We start from the raw sequence: 20,148 nt of genomic DNA, 5'->3' as shown, positions 1-20,148 counted from the left end.
GGACCGCCATCCGCCGGGACCGCCATCCACCGGGGGACCGCAATCCGCCGGGACCGCCATCCGCCGGGACCGCCATCCGCCGGGACATCGCGGTCCGGACGTTCAGCCTCCCACTGCCGCGCCTTCGCCCCGTATATCCAGTACCGCCAGGAAGGCTTCCTGTGGCACTTCGACATTTCCCACCTGCTTCATGCGCCGCTTGCCCTCCTTCTGACGTTCCAGGAGCTTGCGCTTCCGCGTGATGTCGCCGCCGTAGCATTTGGCCGTGACGTTCTTGCGCAGGGGACGGATCGACTCCCGCGCGATGACGCGGCCGCCGATGGCGGCCTGGACGGCGACCTCGAACATCTGCCGCGGTATGATCTTGCGCAGCCGCTGGCACAGCTCGCGGCCCCACTCGTAGGCCTTGTCCTTGTGGATGATGATCGACAGGGCATCCACCAGGTCGCCGTTGAGCAGCAGGTTCAGCCTGACCAGGGGCGAGGTGCGGTATTCCAGGAAGTCGTAGTCGAAGGAGGCGTATCCGCGGCTGATCGATTTCAACCGGTCGTAGAAGTCGAAGACGATCTCCGAAAGCGGCAGTTCGTACTGCAGGGCGACCCGGGTCGGGTCGAGGTATTCCATGGCCTTGTAGACGCCCCGTCGGTCCCGGGTCAGTTTCATGATGTTACCGATGTAGTCGTGCGGGACGACGATCTGGGCCTGGATGAACGGCTCCTCCACGGCGTCGATGTACGAGGCATCGGGCATGTCGGCCGGGTTGTCCACCATGAGCACCTCGCCGGCGGTGGTCGTGATCCGGTACTCCACGCTGGGCATGGTGGCCAGGATCGTGAGCCCGTACTCCCGTTCGAGCCGTTCCTGCACGACTTCCATGTGGAGCAGACCGAGGAATCCGCAGCGAAAGCCGAATCCGAGGGCCACCGAAGTCTCGGGTTCATACACCAGGGCGGCGTCGTTCAACTGGTACTTCTCGAGGGCTTCCTTCAGCGGTTCGTAATCTTCCGAAGTCGCCGGGTAGAGCCCGCTGAACACCATGGACTTGGCCTCCCGGTACCCGGGCAGCGGTTCGTCACAGGGCCGGGCGGCGTCGGTGACCGTGTCGCCCACACTGGCGTCGGCCACGTTGCGGATGTTCCCGATCAGATAGCCGACCTCCCCGGCCGTGAGCGCGTCCACGGGGGCCTTGTCGAAACGGAGCACACCGGTCTCGGCGACTTCGAACTGCTTGTCATTGGAGCACATCCTGATTTGCATGCCCGGCTTTAACTCGCCGCTCACGACACGTACGTAGGGCACCGCGCCCCGGTACTGATCGAAGATCGAATCGAAGATGAGGGCCCGCAAGGGACCGTCATCGGGTTCCGGGGGCGGGATACGGTCCAGGATGGCCTCCAGTACCGCTTCGACGCCGATACCGTCCCTCGCACTGGTCAGTACCACATCTTCGGGGTCGACGCCCAGCAGATCCACGATCTGGCCCGTCACGACGTCGACCCGCGCGTTGGGCAGATCGATCTTGTTGATGACCGGTATGATGGTCAGGTCGTTCTCCAGGGCCAGGTATAGATTGCTGATCGTCTGCGCCTCGATGCCCTGTACGGCGTCCACGATCAGGAGCGCGCCTTCACAGGCCGCGAGGCTCCGGGACACCTCGTAGGAAAAATCGACGTGCCCGGGGGTATCGATCAGATTCAACGCGAAAGACCGTCCGTCCGGCGCATCGTAGGACATGCGGATCGCGTGGGCCTTGATCGTGATGCCCCGCTCCCGCTCCAGGTCTAGATTGTCGAGCATCTGGGCACGCATCTTCAGGGGAGACACGGTGCCCGTCATCTCCAGCAGGCGATCCGCCAGCGTCGATTTGCCGTGATCGATATGCGCGATGATGGAGAAGTTGCGAATGTGTTCCGTCGACATGTGGAAACCGTCCGATCATCCCGATAGCAGGGGAATCCGCCGTCTTTGCAAACCGTATGCAACAGGGTGAAATAAAACGATTAAGGCGCGGAATGTCAACAGGTATGCGGGATGGGAACGGCCCGGTTCTCGGGTGAGAAGCGGGGGTGCCGGGGCAGGATGCGCGGCGGTTGTTCAGCCCGTGCGGGCAGGCATTTCAGTACCGCCTATCGATCCGGAAGCTCGATCGGCCGACATGCAGGTTCTCCGCCGCGCGTATGAGCAGATAGCCGACCGCGAGTGTGGTGGCGACCAACAGCAAGGAACCCCATTCGACCGAAGTGGAAACCGGTACCGGAAGTTGGGTCAGGACTGCGCCCGCCTGCGCTTGCAGGTATGCCTGGATATCTCGGATCGCGGTCGTCACCGGCCCGGACACCGTTTGAACGGGCGGGAGGTTTCCCACGATTTCAAAGAGTGACGCACGGTACAGCCAGACCAGTGCGGCGGCGGCCAGCGTAAAGGCGAAGACGAGACGGGGAAGGACCAGGGCCGGCGCGAACCACGATGACCGCGAAGGCGCGGGCAGCTGCGACATCACGTTGGACAGGAAGGCTTCGGTGGGTTTCGCGGCCGGGGCCGTTTCGACCGTCTCGATCAACGCGTCGAGAACCACCGCCTCCGACCTGCAGCGTTCGCAGCCGGCAAGGTGGCCATCCAACAGGCGGCGCTCTTCCGGGGAAAGCGCCCGGTCGACCGCCTCGTACACCATTCTTTGTGCAGATTCGCAGTTCATAATCGTTCTGTTCCGGGGTTGCCGGATCCAGCCTAACTCAGCGTATCGGGCTCGATGGACCGGTAGATCAGCTTCCGCAACGCGGCACGGGCGCGGAACAACCGGGCCTTGACTGTGCCGATCGGCAGCTCCAGCGCTTCCGCGATCTCGTCGTAAGACAGGCTTTGCATATGATACATCGAAATCACTGCGCTGTAAATAGGCGGAAGCGCCGCCACCATATTCCTGACCTGATCCCTGAATTCAGCCTGCTCGAACCGTTCAGCGGGGTCCGCCGACGGATCGGGCAGCTGCATCGGCAATCCGTCCTCGTCGTCTTCAGGCTCCGAGAGGGAAGTGGTGGACAGATCCCGCCGGGAACGGCGCGCCGAACTCAGACTCACGTTTACGGCGATGCGGTAGAGCCACGTAGAGAACCTGGAATCCCCGCGAAACCGGTCGAGACTTCTGAAAGCGCGGACGAACACGTCCTGCGCGGCCTCTTCCGCGTCTTCCCGGTTCCCGACGATCCGCAACGTCAAGTTGAACACCGAAACGCTGTGCCGTTCGACGAGACGGGCGAAGGCCGGCCGGTCTCCCTCCCGGGCCCTTGCGACGAGCTCCTCATCGCTCAAATCCATGGGTCGCCTCATCCTGTCTCAAGCGCATCACAGCCATTAACAGGGCCGTTTCGCCCGACAGATTCGACCCCTGACAGGGATCCAGGTCGGTATCCCTATTGCTTATATGACTATCGGGAATCTACAAATGTTTCAGCATACGGTCATGCTTTTCTTATGGCGGTAACGACAAATCAATTTAACTTTTAGTTTCTGAAACAAAACGATCGACTTTCGTGTCGAAACCTTGAGAAGCAGGTCAGGTCAGGGTGGTTGACAGGCAGGGCGATCTCCGATCGGAGGCAGGATATGGATAACTGGAAGGCCTGGGCAGCGTTTTTCGTCAGCGTATGCGTCATGGTCGTTGTCCTCGCATATCTGGATTACGAGGAGCCAGCCATCGTGGCCATCGCCATCCCCTTCGGACTGGGCGTCATCTGCGCGTTACTGGGGTACTTGAGAAGAGGACGGGAAATCAGACACCATGAACGCATGGCGATGATCGAGAAAGGGATCTACATCGAAGCAAAAAAGCAGGATTCAGGCGTGCCTTCTCTATTCGTCGTACTCCTGGTGGGCATCGGCCTGGCCACGGTCATCGCGAGCGACGTGGAGTTCTTCGGCTTCGTCCTGCTGTTCGTGGGCATCGGCCTGATCGTGCGCGCCAGGTTGCAGCACAACAAGAACAATGCAAAGGAAGTCCTGCCACCGGCCCAATCCGCGAGCCCATCGGCCCAACCCGCAAGCCCACCGGCCACGGAAGATCCGCCGGCCGCGGAACAGCCGCCGGCCGAGGAAGAGCCGCCCGCACCGGAAAAAGAGGAAAGGTAACGCTGCCGTGCCCGACAAAACACTCTACAGATCCGCTTCCAACCGGATGATCAGCGGCATCTGCGGCGGCCTGGCTGAATACTTCGACGTGGACGCTTCCGTGCTGCGTATCGCCATGGTGGCCTTCACGGTCATCACCCTGCCGGTATTCGGCCCCTTTGTCTTTCTGGCGTACCTGGTATGTGTCTTCATCATACCGCGGGATCCGGGCCTGGCCCCCGCGGCGGTCTCCGATTCGCCCGCCGATTCAGGGAATTCAGACCAGCCGGAGAAAGGCGCGCGGCAGGTTGCGGAGAACCAGCCCACCAACCGGAACAACAGCATGGTCCTGGGCGGACTGTTCATCCTGCTGGCCGTGATCGTACTGACCTGGTCATATGCGCCGGATTTCGGGCGGTTTTCCTTCTTCCTGCCCATGGTTCCCATCGTGGCCATCGGCGCCGCGGTATTCATTTTGTTCGTCTACAGAGGGCAGATTATGGAGTTCTTCAAACATCGACGGCTGTACAGGCTGAATGAAGGCAAGAAGATCTTCGGCGTGTGCAACGGCCTTGCGGATGCCTTCAACCTGGACCCCACGCTGATGCGTATCGGGTTCTTCATCGCCTTTCTGTTTTCCATTGGAACGGTAACTCTGATCTACCTCTTCATGGCCTTCATCATGCCCGAGGGGCGTCCCGATCTTCCCGCAGAAGACGGATAGCATGTGACCTGCCGCGTCGAACCGAACGACGTCCGGAAACGATCCGCCACCCGCGCCCGTACCGGCTCATGCCTGCCGTCAACCGTCCGTACCTCCCGTCCGGTACCGGCCTCAAGTTTCCCCGCCCGGTTTCGTACCGGACCCCTTGAATCGGCTTGACAAGTGGCGTTTAGATGACTAGCGTATTTCGCGATCGGTCAGTATCCGGGACCGGTCGCTTTTTTAATGCCAATTCGACGAAATGTGTATGAGAAGAAAGCACAATCTACGCCTGGCCCGCGCCATACAATGCATCAGCGGCGTACTCGCCGTCCTGACGATTTATCCTTTAGTCCGCCTGATCTATCCCTGCTGGCGCCGGTTGAAGGGCAGGGGCAACCACGGGGAAACGGGCGGCAAGGGCGACGACCGGGAAACGGGCGGTCCGCACCCATCCGGCCCATCCGAACCGCATGGCGGACCATCCGGACCGTCCGGTAAATCCACTGCCCAGGGCAAGTAGGCCGCTGTGAAACTGATTGTCACCAACGACGACGGCATCGAGGCACCGGGCCTGCTTACGCTCGAAGGCCTGGCGTCGCAGTGGGGTGAAGTGGTCGTGGTCGCCCCGGCGGAAGTACAGTCGGGCGCGGCACACCAGTTGACCAACAACCAGCCCATTCGCGTGGATGAACTCGGGGGCCGCAGGTACAGGGTATGGGGCACGCCCGCCGACTGTGCGCGCCTGGCGGTCAACCAGCTTGCGACCGACGGGGACTGGTTGCTGTCCGGTATCAACAACGGGGGCAATCTAGGGGTGGACGTCTACGAATCCGGCACGGTGGCCGCCGCCAGGGAGGGCGCCATCCACGGCTTCAAGGCCATGGCGCTGTCGCATTACACGGCGGACGGCCGGAAGATCGACTGGCCGCTGGCCGCGGAACGGCTGCGGCCGGTCCTGGAACGCCTGCTGCGCGAGGAACCGGAAACCGGGGTTTTCTACAACGTCAACCTCCCCCACCCGGATCACGACAAAACCCGCCTGGAGGTCAAATCCACTCCGGTGGACACGAGTCCCTTCCGCATCACGTTCACGCCGACCGAAGACGGTTACCTGCACAAAGGGAATTATCACGAACGGCACCGGAAGCCCGGCTCCGATATCGACCAGTGCTTCAGCGGGCATATCTCCCTGTCGATGATCCGGGTCTGATCTATCCCACCGATTTCCTGAAGGAACCTGCTGATCCTTTTCAGACGGCAGTCACCGTCCACCGGGTCCAGACCATGCCCATCATTACCATTATTGGCCGGGGACACTCCGGCACGCGGGCCATGTCCCACACGCTATACACCAGCGGTGTCTACATGGGTCGGACGATCAACGCCTCGGGCGACAAGGTACCCCCGCACGACCTGTATGACGCCTGCCGGATCTTTGCGAAGTACGTCCGGTGGACCGGTGGCACTTCCTGGGATTTCTCAGAGGTGCTGGGAATGGACATCGACCCGGAATTCGTGGAGAAGGTGGAAGCCTACCTGGCGGATGTGCTGGAAAACGGGGCTCCTTTCCGCGGTTGGAAACTGCCGGAAACCACGCTCATCTATCCGTGGATCGTCCGCATGTATCCCGATATCCGGTACATCCACTGGATCCGGGACCCGAGGGACGGCATCCTCGCCCGGCACCGGACCGACGATCTCGGTGACTTCGGCATTGCGTATCCGGACACGGCGGACATCAGGCGGCAGCGGGCGATTTCGTGGCTGTACCAGTACCGGCTCATGAAGGCGACGCCGGTCCCCGGCCACCTCGTGACCGTCCGGTTCGAAGACTTCGTGCTGAAACAGGAAGAGACCCTCCGACGGCTTGAAGCCTATCTCGACATCTCCCTGAGCCGTATCGTCGTGCGGCCCGAAGCGGTGGGGCGGTGGAAGAAGGCCGAAGGCGCGCTCCCGATGGACCTTCTGGGCGAAGCGCTGGTGGAGCTGGGATACGACGTCTGAGCCGGCCGCGCTTAACGCCCGTCCCGCCGTGCCATTTCTTTAAGCTTCTCGACGCACCGGTCGATTTCGTCCGTCGTGTTGTAGTAGTGGGTGGAGATGCGGAGGCCCCGATGGCCGTCCCGGTCATGATCGTCCACGTGGAGTTGCGCTTCCTCCTCCATGGGACCGCGCCACCGCGCCGCGTCGATCCCGTCGAACTCGAAGATGGTGGAACCCGGAGACGAGATGTCGTGGGACAGGCTGGTGAGCAGCCGTAGCCCGGGGACTTCCAGCAGGGCCTTTCTCAGGTAGTCCGACAGCATGCGCAGGCGCCGCTCGATATTGCCAATTCCGATGCGGTTCAGGAAATCCAGGGCGGTGCCGAGGGCCGCGCGCACGGGCAGGTCGTAGGTTCCCTGGATTTCGTAACGGCGCGCGTCGCCGCCGGGTTCGGCCTCCGGCGCGTAGAGGGTGCTGAAGGAGGGCTGCATGGCGCGGGTGACATGGAGGAATCCCGTGCCGGCGGGACCGAGGAACCACTTGTGCAGGCTGTTGGTGTACAGGTCGCTGCCGACCTCGGCCAGGTCGACGTGCAGCATCCCCACCGCCTGGGCGCCGTCGACGGCCGATATCAACCCCTTATCCCTGGCCATGGCGCAGAGCCTTTTTACCGGATACAGGTAACCCCCCCGGGTGACGTGACAGAAGAAGAGCACTTTCGTCCGCCCGTCGATCGCCGCGGAGATTCGTTCCAGGATGTCGTCCGCTCCCACCAGCGGGCTGGGGATATGGACTTCCCGGACCTCGATACCGTATCGCTCCGCCCTTACCTTCCAGGGCTTCACCGCGCTGGGATGCTCCTGCGTAGTCATCAGGACCCCGTCTCCCGGCGCCAGGCCCAGTCCGTTTACGATATGATAGAGTCCCTCGGTCGCATTGCGCGCCAGGGCGATTTCACCCGTCTCCGCACCCAGGAAACTCGCCATGGCGGGCCTGAGCTCGGACTCGATGTAGCCGTGGAAATCCCGCTTGGCCTTCGACGGGTTCTCGGACATCAGGCGGAATCCCGCGGCGACGGCATCCCGAACGGGCTTGGGAGGCATGCCCAGGGCGGCGTTGTTGAGATAGGCGTGGCCCGGTTCAAGCATGAACTGGGACCGGACCTGAGACCAGTAGGCCCGGTCTTCGGGATCGATGGGCTGGGTCTGCGGATCGGAAATGGAAGTAAACATGGGCGTGTTCCGTCTTCCTGTGGTAGGTTTGAATGCTTAAATCGAACCGAGGATGGCGCGGCGCGGGTCAGATGCCCTCGAGATCGTCCTGTGACAGCCAGCCGTTCTTTCCGTCCGGCAGGCGGATTCGGAGCCAGTCGTCCCGGTGTTCGACCAGTTGGACCTTGGCGCCTTCGTGCAGCGTGAAAACCGGTTCGGATGATACGTCGGGCCCCGTTCTGACCACGGCCGTCGGCCGCAGGACGATCGCCTCCTCGTTCACCAGGCTGTCGTAGATCTTGATGCCCAGGAACCCGGCGGCCATGAGCAGCACGAGGCAGGAGACCAGGAGCGCGTAACCAATCGCGGACCGCGTGCGCGGCCGTCTCGCGAGCAGAAAGCCCACCAGCGCCAGCGACGCGAGGAATCCGGCCGAGGTGGCGGCGACCGTGGCTTCGTTCACCGTCACGCCGTCCAGCGCCTGCCGGCCGAACCACGGCACTTCGCCCGCGATCTGGTCCGTCGTCCGTTCCTTCGCGAGGTCCAGGTTGTTGTGCAGGTCCACGTCCCGGGGCAGGAGGCGGGTCGCCCGCTCGTAGGCCAGGATGGCCAAGCCGATCCGATCCTGCTTGTAATAGGCGTTCCCCAGGTTGTAATACACGTGCCCATTGCGTACCCCGCGTTCAATGATGCGTTCGTACGTCCGGCTGGCCTCCGCGAATTTCCCGCCCTCGTACAGCAGGTTGCCCTGGCGGTACAACTCCGTGGTCTGCCGGTCCACCGCGTCTTCGGCGCAACCAGCGGCCGCAAGGCCAATGGCCAGGACGGCCAGGCCCAGTCCCGCGACCAGGTGTCGAGCCCCCACGACCAGGTTTCGAAAACCCGCGACCAGGCGTCGAAAACCCCGGGCTTCCGGTCTCCGATCCGGGTTAGAGACGGCCGCCGGGCCATCCGCGCGCATATCGTGAATCGCGGTGGCTCTCAACGGTCTCGGGATAGCTGGGATTCGATGGTTTCGATACCGTTCCGGGCTTTGTCGTGCAGGTCGCCGGCGTGTTCCGCCGTATGCGCCGTCGGGGCAAACCGGGCCAGGTCGCAAGCGTCCAGGCAGTCCCTGACCAGGTCAGCCGTGTCTTCGTCCACGCCCCGTTGCCTGAGCAGTTCGACGACGCGGGGGGACGTCAGGCCGGCCGTCGGCAGGTTGCACCTGTCGGCGACGTAACCGTACAACGCGTTAGAAATGCCGGTGAAGGCCTGGTCGAGCGCGCCCTGTTCCAGCTGCTCCCGGGACCGGCGCAGCAGGCCGAAGGCGGTGCTTCTCGCCCGGCGCCGCCGGGCGAAACTGGTGTCGCGCCGCAGGCGATGGGCGTGGGACCGGTACAGGACCGTCGCCAGGATCGCCGCGACGGGCAAGACATGCAGCAGCAAGTACCAGGTCGACCGGAACAGGACCTCGCCCTGGTCGCCCAGGTAGGCCGTTTCGGGTTTGATGTACTGGATATCTTCGCGGATCTGCCGGACGACCGATCTGCGCGGCATGCCGACGACGGCCGCCTGCGATCCGCTGGCCGGCAGGACGGAAATCGTTATCGGTTCGGTCGTCGTAACCCGGTAGGCGTCCGTATCGGGATCGAAGAAGGGAAAGGCCAGCGAAGCGATGGCATGGTCGCCGGGTACCGTGGGGATGAGCACGTGATCCCAGGTCTTGGTACCGGAGATCCGCAGCCTGCCGGACGCGTACTCCGCCCGGTTGCCGGACTGGTATTCCTTGAAATCACCGAGCGGCGGCAGTTCGGGATCCTCCACGGTCTTCAGGTTGCCTTCTCCGGTCAGCTCGATCGTCAGCGTCACGGGCTGGTTCACTTCCGTGGTGGCCTGATCCACCATCGCCTTGAGCGAGAAGTCGCCCACCGCGTTGCGGAAACCGTCGGGGCGGCCCTCGCCCGGCAGCGGCAGCACCTGCACGGTCTGCTCGCCGGACACCACCCTGATCTGGCGCGTATTCGAGAAAAACGTGTCGAAGGGATCGGAGAGAAAGCTGTCGAAGAGACTTCTGCGGGACCGTTCGGCCTGCACGTCACAGATCATCGACAACGGCTCGAGTTTCAGTTCTCCCGTCACGGTGGGGAAAAGGGCGATGTCTCGCAGCTTCGCGACGGCGTACCTTCGGCCGCCGATGATTTCTTCCTTGAAGTCGAGGTGATGGGCGGAGAAGAGCTCCTCCATCCAGAAGCCGGTGTAGGAGGGGACCACGTCGTAACGGGCGTTCGACAGGCCCAGACGGGTGTATAGCGTATAGGTCACTGTTACCTGCTCGCCCAGGTAGGCCCGCCGCTTGTCCACGTTGGTCCGGATGTAGACCGTATCCTCCAGGTCCGGCGTGCCGGCGGCATCCTGCGATAGACCCGCGGCTGAGGACTGACCCGCGGCCGTAGACGGTGAACCGCCGGACGGCGCGGCACGTGTTGCGCCCGGTTGCGAAGAACCCTGTGCGCCCGGCGTAACCTCGATCGTGATCGGCGTCGTTTCGTGGGCGACGCCGTCAAGCGTCACTTCGGCCGCGTCGATGACGAAAGTGCCCGTCCTCCGGGGTTTCAACTGATAGATGAACCGCACGGACCGGGAGGAGGACAGTTTGCCGTTCACCAGGTTGAAGCTGGAGGAGGAGGAAGACGTGCTGCCGATGACGATGAACGGCTGCATATCGGGCAGGACGGGTTTCGGGACATCGCCCAGTTCGGAGCCGGAGACTGAAACCGTCAGGATCAGCGTCTCGTCGACCGTCATCCGGGTACGGCTCACCTCGGCCGTGACCGAGATTTCCTGACCCGGCACGGCCCGTGCTCCGAGCAGCAGCAATACGATGAGACCGGTCTGCATGCACCGTTTCATGGGTTCAATCCAGGTATCCCTGGGTCCGCAGGAACTCCGCGTTCAGGATGGACGTACCCGCGGCCCCCCGGACGGTGTTGTGTGAAAGTAACACGAATTTCATGTCCAGCACAGGACAGGGCCGGATCCGGCCCACCGTCACGGCCATGCCGTTTTCGGCGTCGCGGTCCATCCTCGGCTGCGGCCGGTCCGGTTCATCGCGTACGATGACCGGGCGCGCCGGAGCGAAGGGCAGGCCGAGTTCCTGGGGCGGTCCCCGGTGGTTGCGCAACGCCTCGGCGAGACTGTTCGTATCGGTCTTGTTCTCCAGGGCGACGGAAACGCATTCCATGTGGCCGTCCTGGACGTGTACCCGGTTGCATTGCGCGCTCACGACGATCCCGGCATGCTCGATCCGGTTGTCCCTGAACCTGCCCAGCAGCTTCAGGGTTTCCCGCTCCATCTTGTCTTCTTCTTCCCCGATGTAGGGAAGCACGTTATCGAGGATCTCGAGGGAGGGGACGCCCGGGTAACCGGCCCCGGACAGGGCCTGCAGGGTGGTGACCGCGACCTGCCGTATGCCGAAGCGTTCGACGATCGGCTTGAGCGCCATCGTAAGGCCGATGGTGGAGCAGTTCGGATTGGTCGCGATGAACCCGCGGTTATACCCCCTGCGTCTGCGCTGATAGTCGATGATCGCGCAATGGTCCCCGTTGACCTCGGGAACGAGCAGCGGCACGTCCTCGTCCATGCGGTGGTTCTTCGAATTGCTGACGACGGCGTAGTCGGCCGCCGCGAAGGCCGCCTCGATCGGACCGGCCACCGCGGAATCCAGGCCCGAAAACACCAGGTCGCAGTCCAGTCCCGGTTCGCAAAGCGCGACGGGCAGCGCGCGCACGGACTCCGGGACCGGCGTGTCCAGCCGCCAGGTCACGGCTTCCGCGTAGGGTTTGCCGGCAGACCGCTCCGAGGCCGCGACGGCGGTTATCCTGAACCACGGATGGTCTTCGAGCAACTGGACGAACCGCTGCCCGACCGCCCCGGTAGCGCCAAGGACCCCTACTTTGATTTCATTCGTCGACATTTCATGCTCCCGGATCTGGAATGAAGGTCATGGATGATCGCTGCCCGGCAGCGCCCTTGCCGCCTTGATCAGGTCTCCGAACAGGCCGCCCGCCGTGACCTCCGGCCCCGCGCCCGGTCCCCGCACGATCAGCGGGTTGTCCCGGTACCGCTTCGTGGTGCACACAACCATGTTGTCCGGACCGGCCAGGCTTCCCAGGGGACTCTCCCGGTCCACGTTTTCGAGGCCTACCCGGCACGTGCCTTCTCCCACCGTGGCGACGTACCGCAGCACCTGGCCGCGATCTCCGCCGGATTCGACCCGCTGCGCGTAGGCCGTGTCTTCGCCGGTCAGCATGGCCATGAACGCGTCCACCGACGGTGCGTCCAGCAGCGCGTTGGAGACCATGCCTTCGATCTCCAGGTCGTCGAGTTCAAGGCGGTATCCGATCTCACGGGCCAGGATCAAGGCCTTCCTGGCCACGTCCATCCCGTTCAGGTCGTCCCGTGGATCGGGTTCCGTGTACCCGAGTTCCTTTGCCTCCCGCACGATCTCGGAGAAGGTCCGGCCGTGGTCGAGCTGGGAACAGATATATCCCAGCGTGCCGCTCAGGCATCCCGCGATCCGCGTTACCTCGTCCCCGGTATCCACCAGTTCCCTGACGGTGCTGACGATGGGCAGGCCGGCGCCGGCGGTCGTTTCGTACCAGTACCGCATCCGGTCGGCGCGGCCGAGCCGCCGGATCTCTTCGTAGGCGGCGCTCCGGTCGGTGATGGGCTTCTTGTTGGCCGTCACGACCGGTACGCCCCGGCGAAGGCAGGCCAGGTGCACTTCCGTCATTTCGGCGGACGTGGTGTCGACGACGCACAGGTTCACGGGCGGATCGCCCGGACCGCCCGGACCGCCCAGCAGGCGATCGATCATGGCGGCCGCGCCCGGGTAGTCCTTGCGGCTGTCCCCGTCTTCGAGCAGTCGGTCCAGGCCGCCGGGGCCGCTTAACGCCTTGTTGAGCCCTCCTGGATTGAAAATCAGCCGGTTCCGGCCGCAGATGCCGATGTATTCGAAGGAAAGGCCGGTGGTTTCGGCCAAAGAACCGGCGCGGTCCGCCACCTGCCGGATCAAGGCACCGCCGATATTGCCCTTGCCGAATTGAAACAGATTAATCGTGCTCAAAATCTCCGTCCCCTCCCAGTCCGAAGGACGCGTGCACCAGTTGGACGGTCTTCCGCAGGTCGTCCCGGCCGATGATGAATGAAATGTTCAGCTCCGACGAACCCTGGGCGATGGCGATGATGTTTATTCCTTGTTCGCCGAGAATGCCGAATGTGCGGGCCGCGATGCCCGGTGTGCCCTTCATGCCGCCGCCGACCACGGCCACCACGGCCAGGTCGGATTGAACCGAGATTTCCTCCAGGCTGCCTTCGGCGACCTCGTGACGGAATTCTTCCTTCAGCGCCTGGACCGTTCCCGGGCCGTCTCCTTCGCCGACGACCAGGCAGATGTCGTGTTCAGAGGAAGCCTGCGTGATCATGATGACCTGGGTCTTGCGGTCCGCCGTGGTCTTGAACAGCCGCGCGTGGGTATCCGGCGTCCGGCTCAGGCTGGTGCCCTCGACCATGATCAGGCAGAGCCGGTCGATACTCGTTACGGCTTTCACGCCCAGCGGTGCGGCGCGGGTGCGCGAAGTGATGAGCGTACCGCTGTGCCCGGTCCGGAAGGTGTTCCGTATCCGGATGGGAATCTCCTGTTTCACCGCGGGCAGCATGGTCATGGGATGGAGTACCTTGGCGCCGAAATAGGACATCTCCGAGGCCTCGAGATACGAAATCTCCTTGAGGACGCGGGCGTCCTCGACGATCCTCGGGTCGGCCGTCATCGCGCCGTCCACGTCCGTCCAGATCCATACTTCCTCAGCCTGCAGCGCACTGGCGACCAGGGAGGCGGTGTAGTCCGAAGCGCCCCGCCCGAGGGTCGTGGTCACGCCTTCGTCGGTGGATCCGATAAACCCCGTTACGATCGGTATGCGAGCACTCGATACCATCGGCGCCAGGTCCGCCGAAAGCCGCCGGTCCGTCTCGGCGAAATTAACCTCCGCCTCGGTGTAGCGCTCGTTCGTCTTCACATACTCCCGCGCGTCGACGGGCAGGGACGACAGGCCGGCCGACCTGAGCGCGGCCGAGACGACGACCACGGAAAGGCGCTCGCCGAAGGAGCTGACCAGGTCGGCCGAACGGGGGGAAAGCTCCCTGAGCAGTGTGATGCCGTGCAGGATGCCCGTCAGTTCGTCGATGAGCCCGGCACAGACCTCGAGAGCCTGTTCCCGCTCTTTTCCTTCGGCCAGGGCATGGATCGTCTCCTCGTGGCGTTTCCTCAGCGCAGAAAGGGAGGCCGTGGGCTCCGTACCCTCGCAGGCCTGCGCCGCCATGGCACGGAGCGCGTCGGTCACCTTGCTCATGGCGGACAGGACCACCACCATATCGTGTTCGCGGTAGTTCGCGACGATCTCGACGACTTGACGAATAGCGTCCGCGCCGCCTACGGAAGTGCCGCCGAATTTCATGACAATCATAGGACTACCATTGCGATTCCCCGGTCTGCCCGGTCCGCCTGGTCAGCCCGACCCCCGGACCGGTTACCAGTCTTTCTCCGGATTGACCTGCGTGGCCTGTTGTCTGCGCAGCCGGCGCTGGATGTCCTGCTCGTCCTTGTTCAGGGCGTTCAGCAGGCGTTCCGCTTCCGCCCTGCTCAGTTCCCCTTCACGGGGCGGCGGAGGCGCTTTCGGGCTTTCCTCTTCATCGGGTTCCGGTCCCCCGTCGTTCGGGTCGTTCTGGTCGTCCGGGTCGTCCGGGTCATCCCGGTTGTCCTGGGCATCCTGGTTAGCCTGATCCTCCGGATCCTGCTGCCGGTCCTGTGCGTTTCTGCGTTCCTGTTCCTCCTGCTGCTGAAGCTGCCGCATTACGTATTCCAGGTTGTATTTCATGTCAATGTCGTCCGGCTCGATCCGCAGGCCCGCCTTGTACGCCTCGATGGAATCCTTCAGCAGGCCCATGCGATAGAGGCTGTTCCCCATGTTGTACTGGGCCCGGCCACCGACCGGCGCCTCGCCGTCTACCGCGTTCGCATAGGCCTGTACAGCCGAGGGATGCTGGTCGGAGCGGTACAGTGCGTTGCCCCGGTTGTAATGCAGTGCCGGGTTCTCGCCGTCCTCCGCCAGCGCCTCGTCATAGGCCGCCAGCGCCTCATCGTATTTTTCCTGTTGATACAGTACGTTGCCGCGGGCGTTCTTCACGGCCGGCTGCCAGCCGAGAAACAACAGGATGACCAGGATTGCGCTCATGGCTTCGGTTTCCGTTCCCTACGATTCGTCGAGCAGGCCGCGGTCCCGGATCACGGTATCCGCGACCAGGAGCAGCAGGCCGAAAAACAATATATACTGGAAACGTTCAACATACTGCGTAAATTCTCTGCTCTCGAACTCCGCTTTCTCCAGTGATGCGATGGTGTCGTATACCAGGTCCATCTCCTCTCCACCGGGCGAGGCCCTGTAGTAGGCTCCTCCGGTCGTTTCCGCGATATGTCGCAGCGTGGACTCGTCCAGGCGGCTCATGACCACCGCGCCGGACCGGTCCCGCATGTGGCCGGCGACCCTGCCGTCCTCGTCCGTGACCGGTATGGGTACGCCCTGCGGCGTACCGATGCCCACCACGTAGACGCGGACCCCTTGGGCCGCCAGTTCCGAAGCAATGGCGAGCGGGTCTTCCTGGTGGTCTTCTCCGTCGGTGATCAGCACGACGGCCTTGTACCCCTTGTGATCCTGCCGAAACGACCGGCCCGCGATGCGCAGCGCCTCCGCGATGGCCGTACCCTGGGTACCCACGGTCCGGGTATCGATGCCGTCCAGAAAGAGGTCCACGATGCTGTAATCGGTGGTCAGCGGGCACTGGAGAAAAGCGGACCCGGCGAATACCACCAGGCCGATCCGGTCGTTACGAAGCTTCCCAACCAGGGACCGGACGGCGTACTTGGCCCGTACGAGGCGGTTCGGCCGGACATCCTCGGCCAGCATGCTGTTGGAAACGTCCAGCGCGGCCATGACCGAGAACCCGGTCTGGCGCACGGTTTCGGACCGGGTCCCGAACTGCGGCCGGGCGAGGGCCAGCACGAAACAGATCAGGGCAAAGAGCAAGAGGGCCGCCTTGACCGACTGTCTTCTCGCCACGGTTGAACGGGACAGCCTGCCGATCAGTTCCGGTTCTCCCAGTTGCCTGAGGGCTTCGCGCCTGCGCCGGAACCGCGCGGCGAAGAACAGGACGAGCAGGGGCGCGGCCGCCAGGAGATAGAGGAATTCAGGTTGTGCAAACTGCATGTCGGCTCCTCGGCCGTTACACGCCGCCACCGGGCCGTACGTGCTACGGCAGTCTTCTCAGCCGGGTGTGCGACAGCACGATATCCGCCAGTATGAGAAACATGGCCGGCAATAGGAAATACCCGAACAGTTCGGTGTACCTCGAGTAGGCGATGACCTTCATCTCCGTACGTTCCAGCGCGTCTATCCGCTGGTAGATGTGGGACAGCATCTCGGCATCGGTCGCCTTGAAATAGAACCCTCCCGTAATTCGCGCGACCTCCCTGAGCGTCCCTTCATCGATTTCCGTGAGGGCGAGGCTGCCGTCCCGGTTGCGCGCGTACGTGCGGCCCAGCACGGGATCGTCGACTGGGATGGGCGCGCCGCCCTCTTTCCCGATCCCGATCGAGTAGATCTTGATCCCCAGCGCGTCGGCCGCCTTGGCCGCGGTGATGGGGTCGATCGCCCCCGTGTTGTTCACGCCGTCGGTAAGCAGAATGACCACTTTGCTTTCGGCGGCGCTCTGCCGCAGACGGTTGACGGAATTGGCAATGCCCATCCCGATCGCCGTGCCGTCTTCGGTCAACCCGATCTCCACCTGGTCCAGCAGGCCGAGCAACACGTCGTAATCCAGCGTCAGCGGGCACTGGGTGAAGCTCCGTCCCGCGAAGACCACCATGCCGATCCGGTCGTTCGTCCGTTCCCGGATAAAGTCGGAAATCACGGACTTGGCCACGAAAAGCCGGTTGCGTGGCTTGTAGTCTTCCGCCCCCATGCTCCCGGATATATCGAGCGCCAGAACGATGTCAATCCCCTCCGTCATCACTTCCGCGCCTTCAGTGCCGGTCTGCGGGCGGGCCAGGGCGAGGATGGCCAGGCCGATGGCCATGGTGCGCAGCGCGGTGGGAACGTGGCGGAACTTCAGGGCGGACGCGGGCTCCAACCGGTTGACAAAAGAGATGTCCGAGAAGCTCAGTCCGCCCCGGCGTGCCTTCAATCGCCGGCGGTACGTCCATAGAAGCACCGGCAGGATCAAGAGCAACACCAGGATCATGGGCGTGGAGAAAAACATGGGAGCATCAATCCTTTGCCGGCTCAGTGACTTCCGATACTTCGGGCGGACGTGTCAGCTCGACGATCTCCCGTCCTTCCCGCAGCGAAAGCGACTGCCGATGCGTTTCCGGCGTGAACCTGGCGTATTTGACCATGTCGCATTCTTCGAAGAGTTCCCGGACGACCCGGGATTCTTCGTGGCCGACCTGGCGCGCGTTCAATGCCGTCAGCAGCTCGGAGGTCGTGTATTCCATCGCGGCTATCCCGTAGCGTCCGGACAGGTACCGGCGCAGGATTTCCGAAAGCGCGGAATAGTGGGCTTTCACGCGTCCCTTTGCCAGCCATTCCTTCAGGGCCAGCCGTTCCAGTTCTTCCAGGGCGATCTCTTCGGGCGGGCGTTCGATCTCCGGGACCGTACCTTGCGGATCCTCCCGTTTCCTCCGGCGCCTGATGTACAGGAAGACGGCCGCCGCGACGGCGAGCAACACCAGTCCGGCGATCAGCCAGTAGTACCAGGGCGTCCCGCCGGGGATGTCCACCGGGGACTTCAGATCGCGTATATCCGCGGCATCATCGTCTATTACGCTGACGACGGAAAACGGAATGGCCTCTGATTCGGCGGATAATTCGGTGCCATCCGACAGGACGCACTTGAGCGCAAAGGGCGGGATGGAATGCTCGCCGGTCCGGTACAGGGTGAGTTCGTACCGGAGCAGATCGATGTTCGCGTCACCGGGTCCGGACAGGGGTCCTGCATGCTCGAAGGACAGGAGATCGAAACCTTCCGGAGGCGTCCCGGATTCCGGCCATTCGATGGCGGAGTTGCCGGGACTCTTCACGGTGACCCGGTACAGGAAGGGATCGCCCACGGTAATCCGGTCGCGGTCCACTGAGGCCTCGATCGAAAACCCGGGATCTCCTTCCTGCGGTCCCGGGAAGGCTCCGGTGTCGACCGGGTCCGTCGCGACGGCCACCAGGACGGTGGCGAGTAAACAGGAACGCCTCACCGCATGCCGCCTCACGTCACGATTTCGGTGTCTGGGCGACCATTTCGTTGATCCGGGCTATGAACCCGGCCCTGGCCAGGGACACGACGGGGCTGTTCCTTTGCTTGACGTAGACCAGGCTCTCGTCCCCGGGGAGGGATCTGCCTACCAGGAGCGAAATGCGTTCTTCCGGCACGTTGTCCCGGCCCCCGACCTGCAACGTAAGTTCCATGACCGGCCGGTCCAGTCCGAATGTTTCCAGGTCCGCATCGGGGTCCGCCGTTACGAAGGCCTCCGAATACAGTGAATCCAGTTCGCTGAAGGCCCGGCCGACCGAGATCGCGTCCGCGTCGCCCGTTGAAGGCTCTTCCAGTTTCCACACGACTCGCTGCTTCTGGTCGCGGCGCACCCGCAGCCGGTCGTCGGGCGTGACCACTTCGAACATGTGCACCTCGTAGCCCTTGAACCGCAGTATCTTGTTGTCGCGCAACTCGATCGCGGAGGCCGGCATGCGCTGCAGGCTGGCAGCGTCCACCGCGTAGATCCATTCTTCCGCTGGATCCAAGACGTAGGTGTACTGCCCGTCGCCGGAGTCCGTCCCGACCATGATTTCCTGGGGGTTTACCCGGTCATCGATCGTAAGCGAAAGGCGGGCGACCGGTTGCTCGAAACCGTACGCCGCGCTGTTCGCGGCCGTCGCCGGGATGTGGTCCCGCACGCGCATGATCTCCAGGCTGTCCAGCATGGCCGTGATGAACTGGTCATTCGCTCTCAGCGCGTAGGGCGACGTCATCCGCCAGTCCTCAAAGGCATGCTTGACCAGCGTCACGTTCTCGTCTCCGATGTTCATCGAAAAAGTGGGGACCCTGTAGGACTGGAAATCGAAGGCCGTGAGACGCCGGTAGAAATCGGGTTCCCGGTCCAGTTGCCGTGGGATCGACGTCGAGACCGAGTATACATTGCGCCTTTCGCTGGTCATGGCGTAGACCTGGCCCATCTCCTCATTGCCCAGTGAAAGCGAATGGAGGACGCTGCCGTCGCCGGATTTCACGGTCGCCGTCATTACCGGATCCGCCAGGCCGTATCCTGCAAGCGAAGACGGCGCGTCGTCGATGAAGGCAATGGCCGTGGCGTTGATGATTGTACCCAACGCGTTGATCACTTCATCGCGCTCCGCCGGCAGCCGGTAGGGCGCTTCCACGCGCCAGGTCCCGAAGGGGTCAAGCCTGAGGACTACGCGGCGGTCGCCTTTTTCGAGGACAATCTCCTCCACCTCGTCCTGTTCGACCCGCATCATCCTGCGGTCCCGCAGCGCATCGGTCGTCTTGCGCAGGTTCCCGTTGATCTGCGCGGAGATGAGAAACACCCGCCGCGTGCCCTGTTCCACGGCGTAGTGGGCCGCGCCCGTCGGGTTCACGTCTCCCAGCAGCAATACCATGGACTTGTCGAGACCCCGGATGACCTCGACGGACGCCGACGGTCGCTCGAGGCCGTACTCCGAAAGGACCTCCGCCGAATCGGCGATGGTCCGGGCCGGGGACAGGGCGGAGAATTCCCGCAGCAGCGTAACCACGATGTCCGGGTCCGCCGCGTAACGGACCGGATCGGTAATCACCCAGCCTTCCAGCGGGACCTTCTCGATCGTGGTGACCGCGCCGTCCACGGCCACCCTGATCTCGACGACCTCTTCCGCGTTGAGCTCGAACACCCGCTCGGCTACCGCGACTTCTTCTTCCTCGAGCACGAAGAGGAAGAAAACGGCCGCCAGCAATCCCAGGATCACGGCCAGCACGATCGTGTACCGTCCACCACTCACGGCGCTTCGC

The 20,148-nt window shown here is 63.4% G+C and carries 19 protein-coding genes and 1 pseudogene; 6 read left to right on the top strand and 14 right to left on the bottom strand.

Annotated elements, in window-relative coordinates:
• Positions 1 to 102 precede the first annotated feature (102 nt).
• The 3 genes from lepA to F4X08_15830 all read right to left on the bottom strand — a co-directional run bounded on the left by lepA (position 103) and on the right by F4X08_15830 (position 3,327).
• Positions 103 to 1,920, bottom strand: coding sequence for an elongation factor 4 (gene lepA / locus F4X08_15840; protein MYD27271.1), 1,818 nt, complete (start codon positions 1,918 to 1,920; stop codon positions 103 to 105).
• Positions 1,921 to 2,116: 196 nt separating this feature from the next.
• Positions 2,117 to 2,695, bottom strand: coding sequence for a zf-HC2 domain-containing protein (locus tag F4X08_15835; protein ID MYD27270.1), 579 nt, complete (start codon positions 2,693 to 2,695; stop codon positions 2,117 to 2,119).
• A gap of 32 nt (positions 2,696 to 2,727) precedes the next feature.
• On the bottom strand, positions 2,728 to 3,327 hold the full coding sequence (locus tag F4X08_15830; protein ID MYD27269.1) for a sigma-70 family RNA polymerase sigma factor: 600 nt from the start codon (positions 3,325 to 3,327) through the stop codon (positions 2,728 to 2,730).
• A 276-nt stretch (positions 3,328 to 3,603) separates the two neighbouring features.
• Here F4X08_15830 and F4X08_15825 point away from each other — a divergent pair, with 276 nt between their 5' ends.
• From F4X08_15825 to F4X08_15800, 6 genes and pseudogenes are all read left to right on the top strand, one after another.
• Positions 3,604 to 4,125: a hypothetical protein gene (locus tag F4X08_15825; GenBank protein MYD27268.1), complete on the top strand. Its 522-nt coding sequence runs from the start codon at positions 3,604 to 3,606 to the stop codon at positions 4,123 to 4,125.
• A 46-nt stretch (positions 4,126 to 4,171) separates the two neighbouring features.
• A pseudogene (locus tag F4X08_15820) lies at positions 4,172 to 4,339 on the top strand (PspC domain-containing protein).
• Positions 4,340 to 4,603: 264 nt separating this feature from the next.
• On the top strand, positions 4,604 to 4,828 hold the full coding sequence (locus F4X08_15815) for a PspC domain-containing protein (GenBank protein ID MYD27267.1): 225 nt from the start codon (positions 4,604 to 4,606) through the stop codon (positions 4,826 to 4,828).
• 247 nt (positions 4,829 to 5,075) lie between these two features.
• Positions 5,076 to 5,330, top strand: coding sequence for a hypothetical protein (locus tag F4X08_15810; GenBank protein ID MYD27266.1), 255 nt, complete (start codon positions 5,076 to 5,078; stop codon positions 5,328 to 5,330).
• A 6-nt stretch (positions 5,331 to 5,336) separates the two neighbouring features.
• Entirely contained in the window at positions 5,337 to 6,020 is a 684-nt protein-coding gene (gene surE, locus F4X08_15805; GenBank protein MYD27265.1) for a 5'/3'-nucleotidase SurE, read from the top strand.
• Positions 6,021 to 6,094: 74 nt separating this feature from the next.
• Complete coding sequence (locus F4X08_15800; protein ID MYD27264.1) at positions 6,095 to 6,814, top strand: sulfotransferase; 720 nt, start codon at positions 6,095 to 6,097, stop codon at positions 6,812 to 6,814.
• A gap of 11 nt (positions 6,815 to 6,825) precedes the next feature.
• Here the strand turns inward: F4X08_15800 and F4X08_15795 are convergent, their stop codons facing one another.
• The 11 genes from F4X08_15795 to F4X08_15745 all read right to left on the bottom strand — a co-directional run bounded on the left by F4X08_15795 (position 6,826) and on the right by F4X08_15745 (position 20,138).
• Positions 6,826 to 8,025 (bottom strand): aminotransferase class V-fold PLP-dependent enzyme, encoded by a 1,200-nt coding sequence (locus F4X08_15795; protein MYD27263.1) that lies wholly within the window; start codon positions 8,023 to 8,025, stop codon positions 6,826 to 6,828.
• A 67-nt stretch (positions 8,026 to 8,092) separates the two neighbouring features.
• Positions 8,093 to 8,965 (bottom strand): SH3 domain-containing protein, encoded by an 873-nt coding sequence (locus F4X08_15790; GenBank protein MYD27262.1) that lies wholly within the window; start codon positions 8,963 to 8,965, stop codon positions 8,093 to 8,095.
• 20 nt (positions 8,966 to 8,985) lie between these two features.
• Entirely contained in the window at positions 8,986 to 10,896 is a 1,911-nt protein-coding gene (locus F4X08_15785; protein MYD27261.1) for a protein BatD, read from the bottom strand.
• Positions 10,897 to 10,900: 4 nt separating this feature from the next.
• Positions 10,901 to 11,959, bottom strand: coding sequence for an aspartate-semialdehyde dehydrogenase (asd, locus tag F4X08_15780; GenBank protein MYD27260.1), 1,059 nt, complete (start codon positions 11,957 to 11,959; stop codon positions 10,901 to 10,903).
• 27 nt (positions 11,960 to 11,986) lie between these two features.
• Positions 11,987 to 13,111 (bottom strand): hypothetical protein, encoded by a 1,125-nt coding sequence (locus F4X08_15775; GenBank protein ID MYD27259.1) that lies wholly within the window; start codon positions 13,109 to 13,111, stop codon positions 11,987 to 11,989.
• Positions 13,098 to 14,507: an aspartate kinase gene (locus tag F4X08_15770; GenBank protein MYD27258.1), complete on the bottom strand. Its 1,410-nt coding sequence runs from the start codon at positions 14,505 to 14,507 to the stop codon at positions 13,098 to 13,100. The genes F4X08_15775 and F4X08_15770 overlap by 14 nt, the downstream gene beginning before the upstream one ends.
• A 63-nt stretch (positions 14,508 to 14,570) precedes the next feature.
• Entirely contained in the window at positions 14,571 to 15,275 is a 705-nt protein-coding gene (locus tag F4X08_15765; GenBank protein ID MYD27257.1) for a tetratricopeptide repeat protein, read from the bottom strand.
• A gap of 18 nt (positions 15,276 to 15,293) precedes the next feature.
• The gene (locus F4X08_15760; protein ID MYD27256.1) at positions 15,294 to 16,304 is read right to left on the bottom strand and encodes a VWA domain-containing protein; all 1,011 of its coding nucleotides are present in this window, start codon (positions 16,302 to 16,304) and stop codon (positions 15,294 to 15,296) included.
• Between the two features lie 43 nt (positions 16,305 to 16,347).
• Entirely contained in the window at positions 16,348 to 17,355 is a 1,008-nt protein-coding gene (locus F4X08_15755) for a VWA domain-containing protein (GenBank protein MYD27255.1), read from the bottom strand.
• Between the two features lie 7 nt (positions 17,356 to 17,362).
• Positions 17,363 to 18,358 (bottom strand): DUF4381 family protein, encoded by a 996-nt coding sequence (locus F4X08_15750; GenBank protein MYD27254.1) that lies wholly within the window; start codon positions 18,356 to 18,358, stop codon positions 17,363 to 17,365.
• A gap of 1 nt (position 18,359) precedes the next feature.
• On the bottom strand, positions 18,360 to 20,138 hold the full coding sequence (locus tag F4X08_15745; GenBank protein MYD27253.1) for a DUF4340 domain-containing protein: 1,779 nt from the start codon (positions 20,136 to 20,138) through the stop codon (positions 18,360 to 18,362).
• Between the last annotated feature and the right edge of the window lie 10 nt (positions 20,139 to 20,148).

This window comes from Gemmatimonadota bacterium (genome assembly GCA_009841265.1).
Classification (GTDB): domain Bacteria; phylum JAAXHH01; class JAAXHH01; order JAAXHH01; family JAAXHH01; genus JAAXHH01.
The sequence above is the reverse complement of the archived record's forward strand: the minus strand, read 5'-3'. Positions and strand labels throughout refer to the sequence as shown.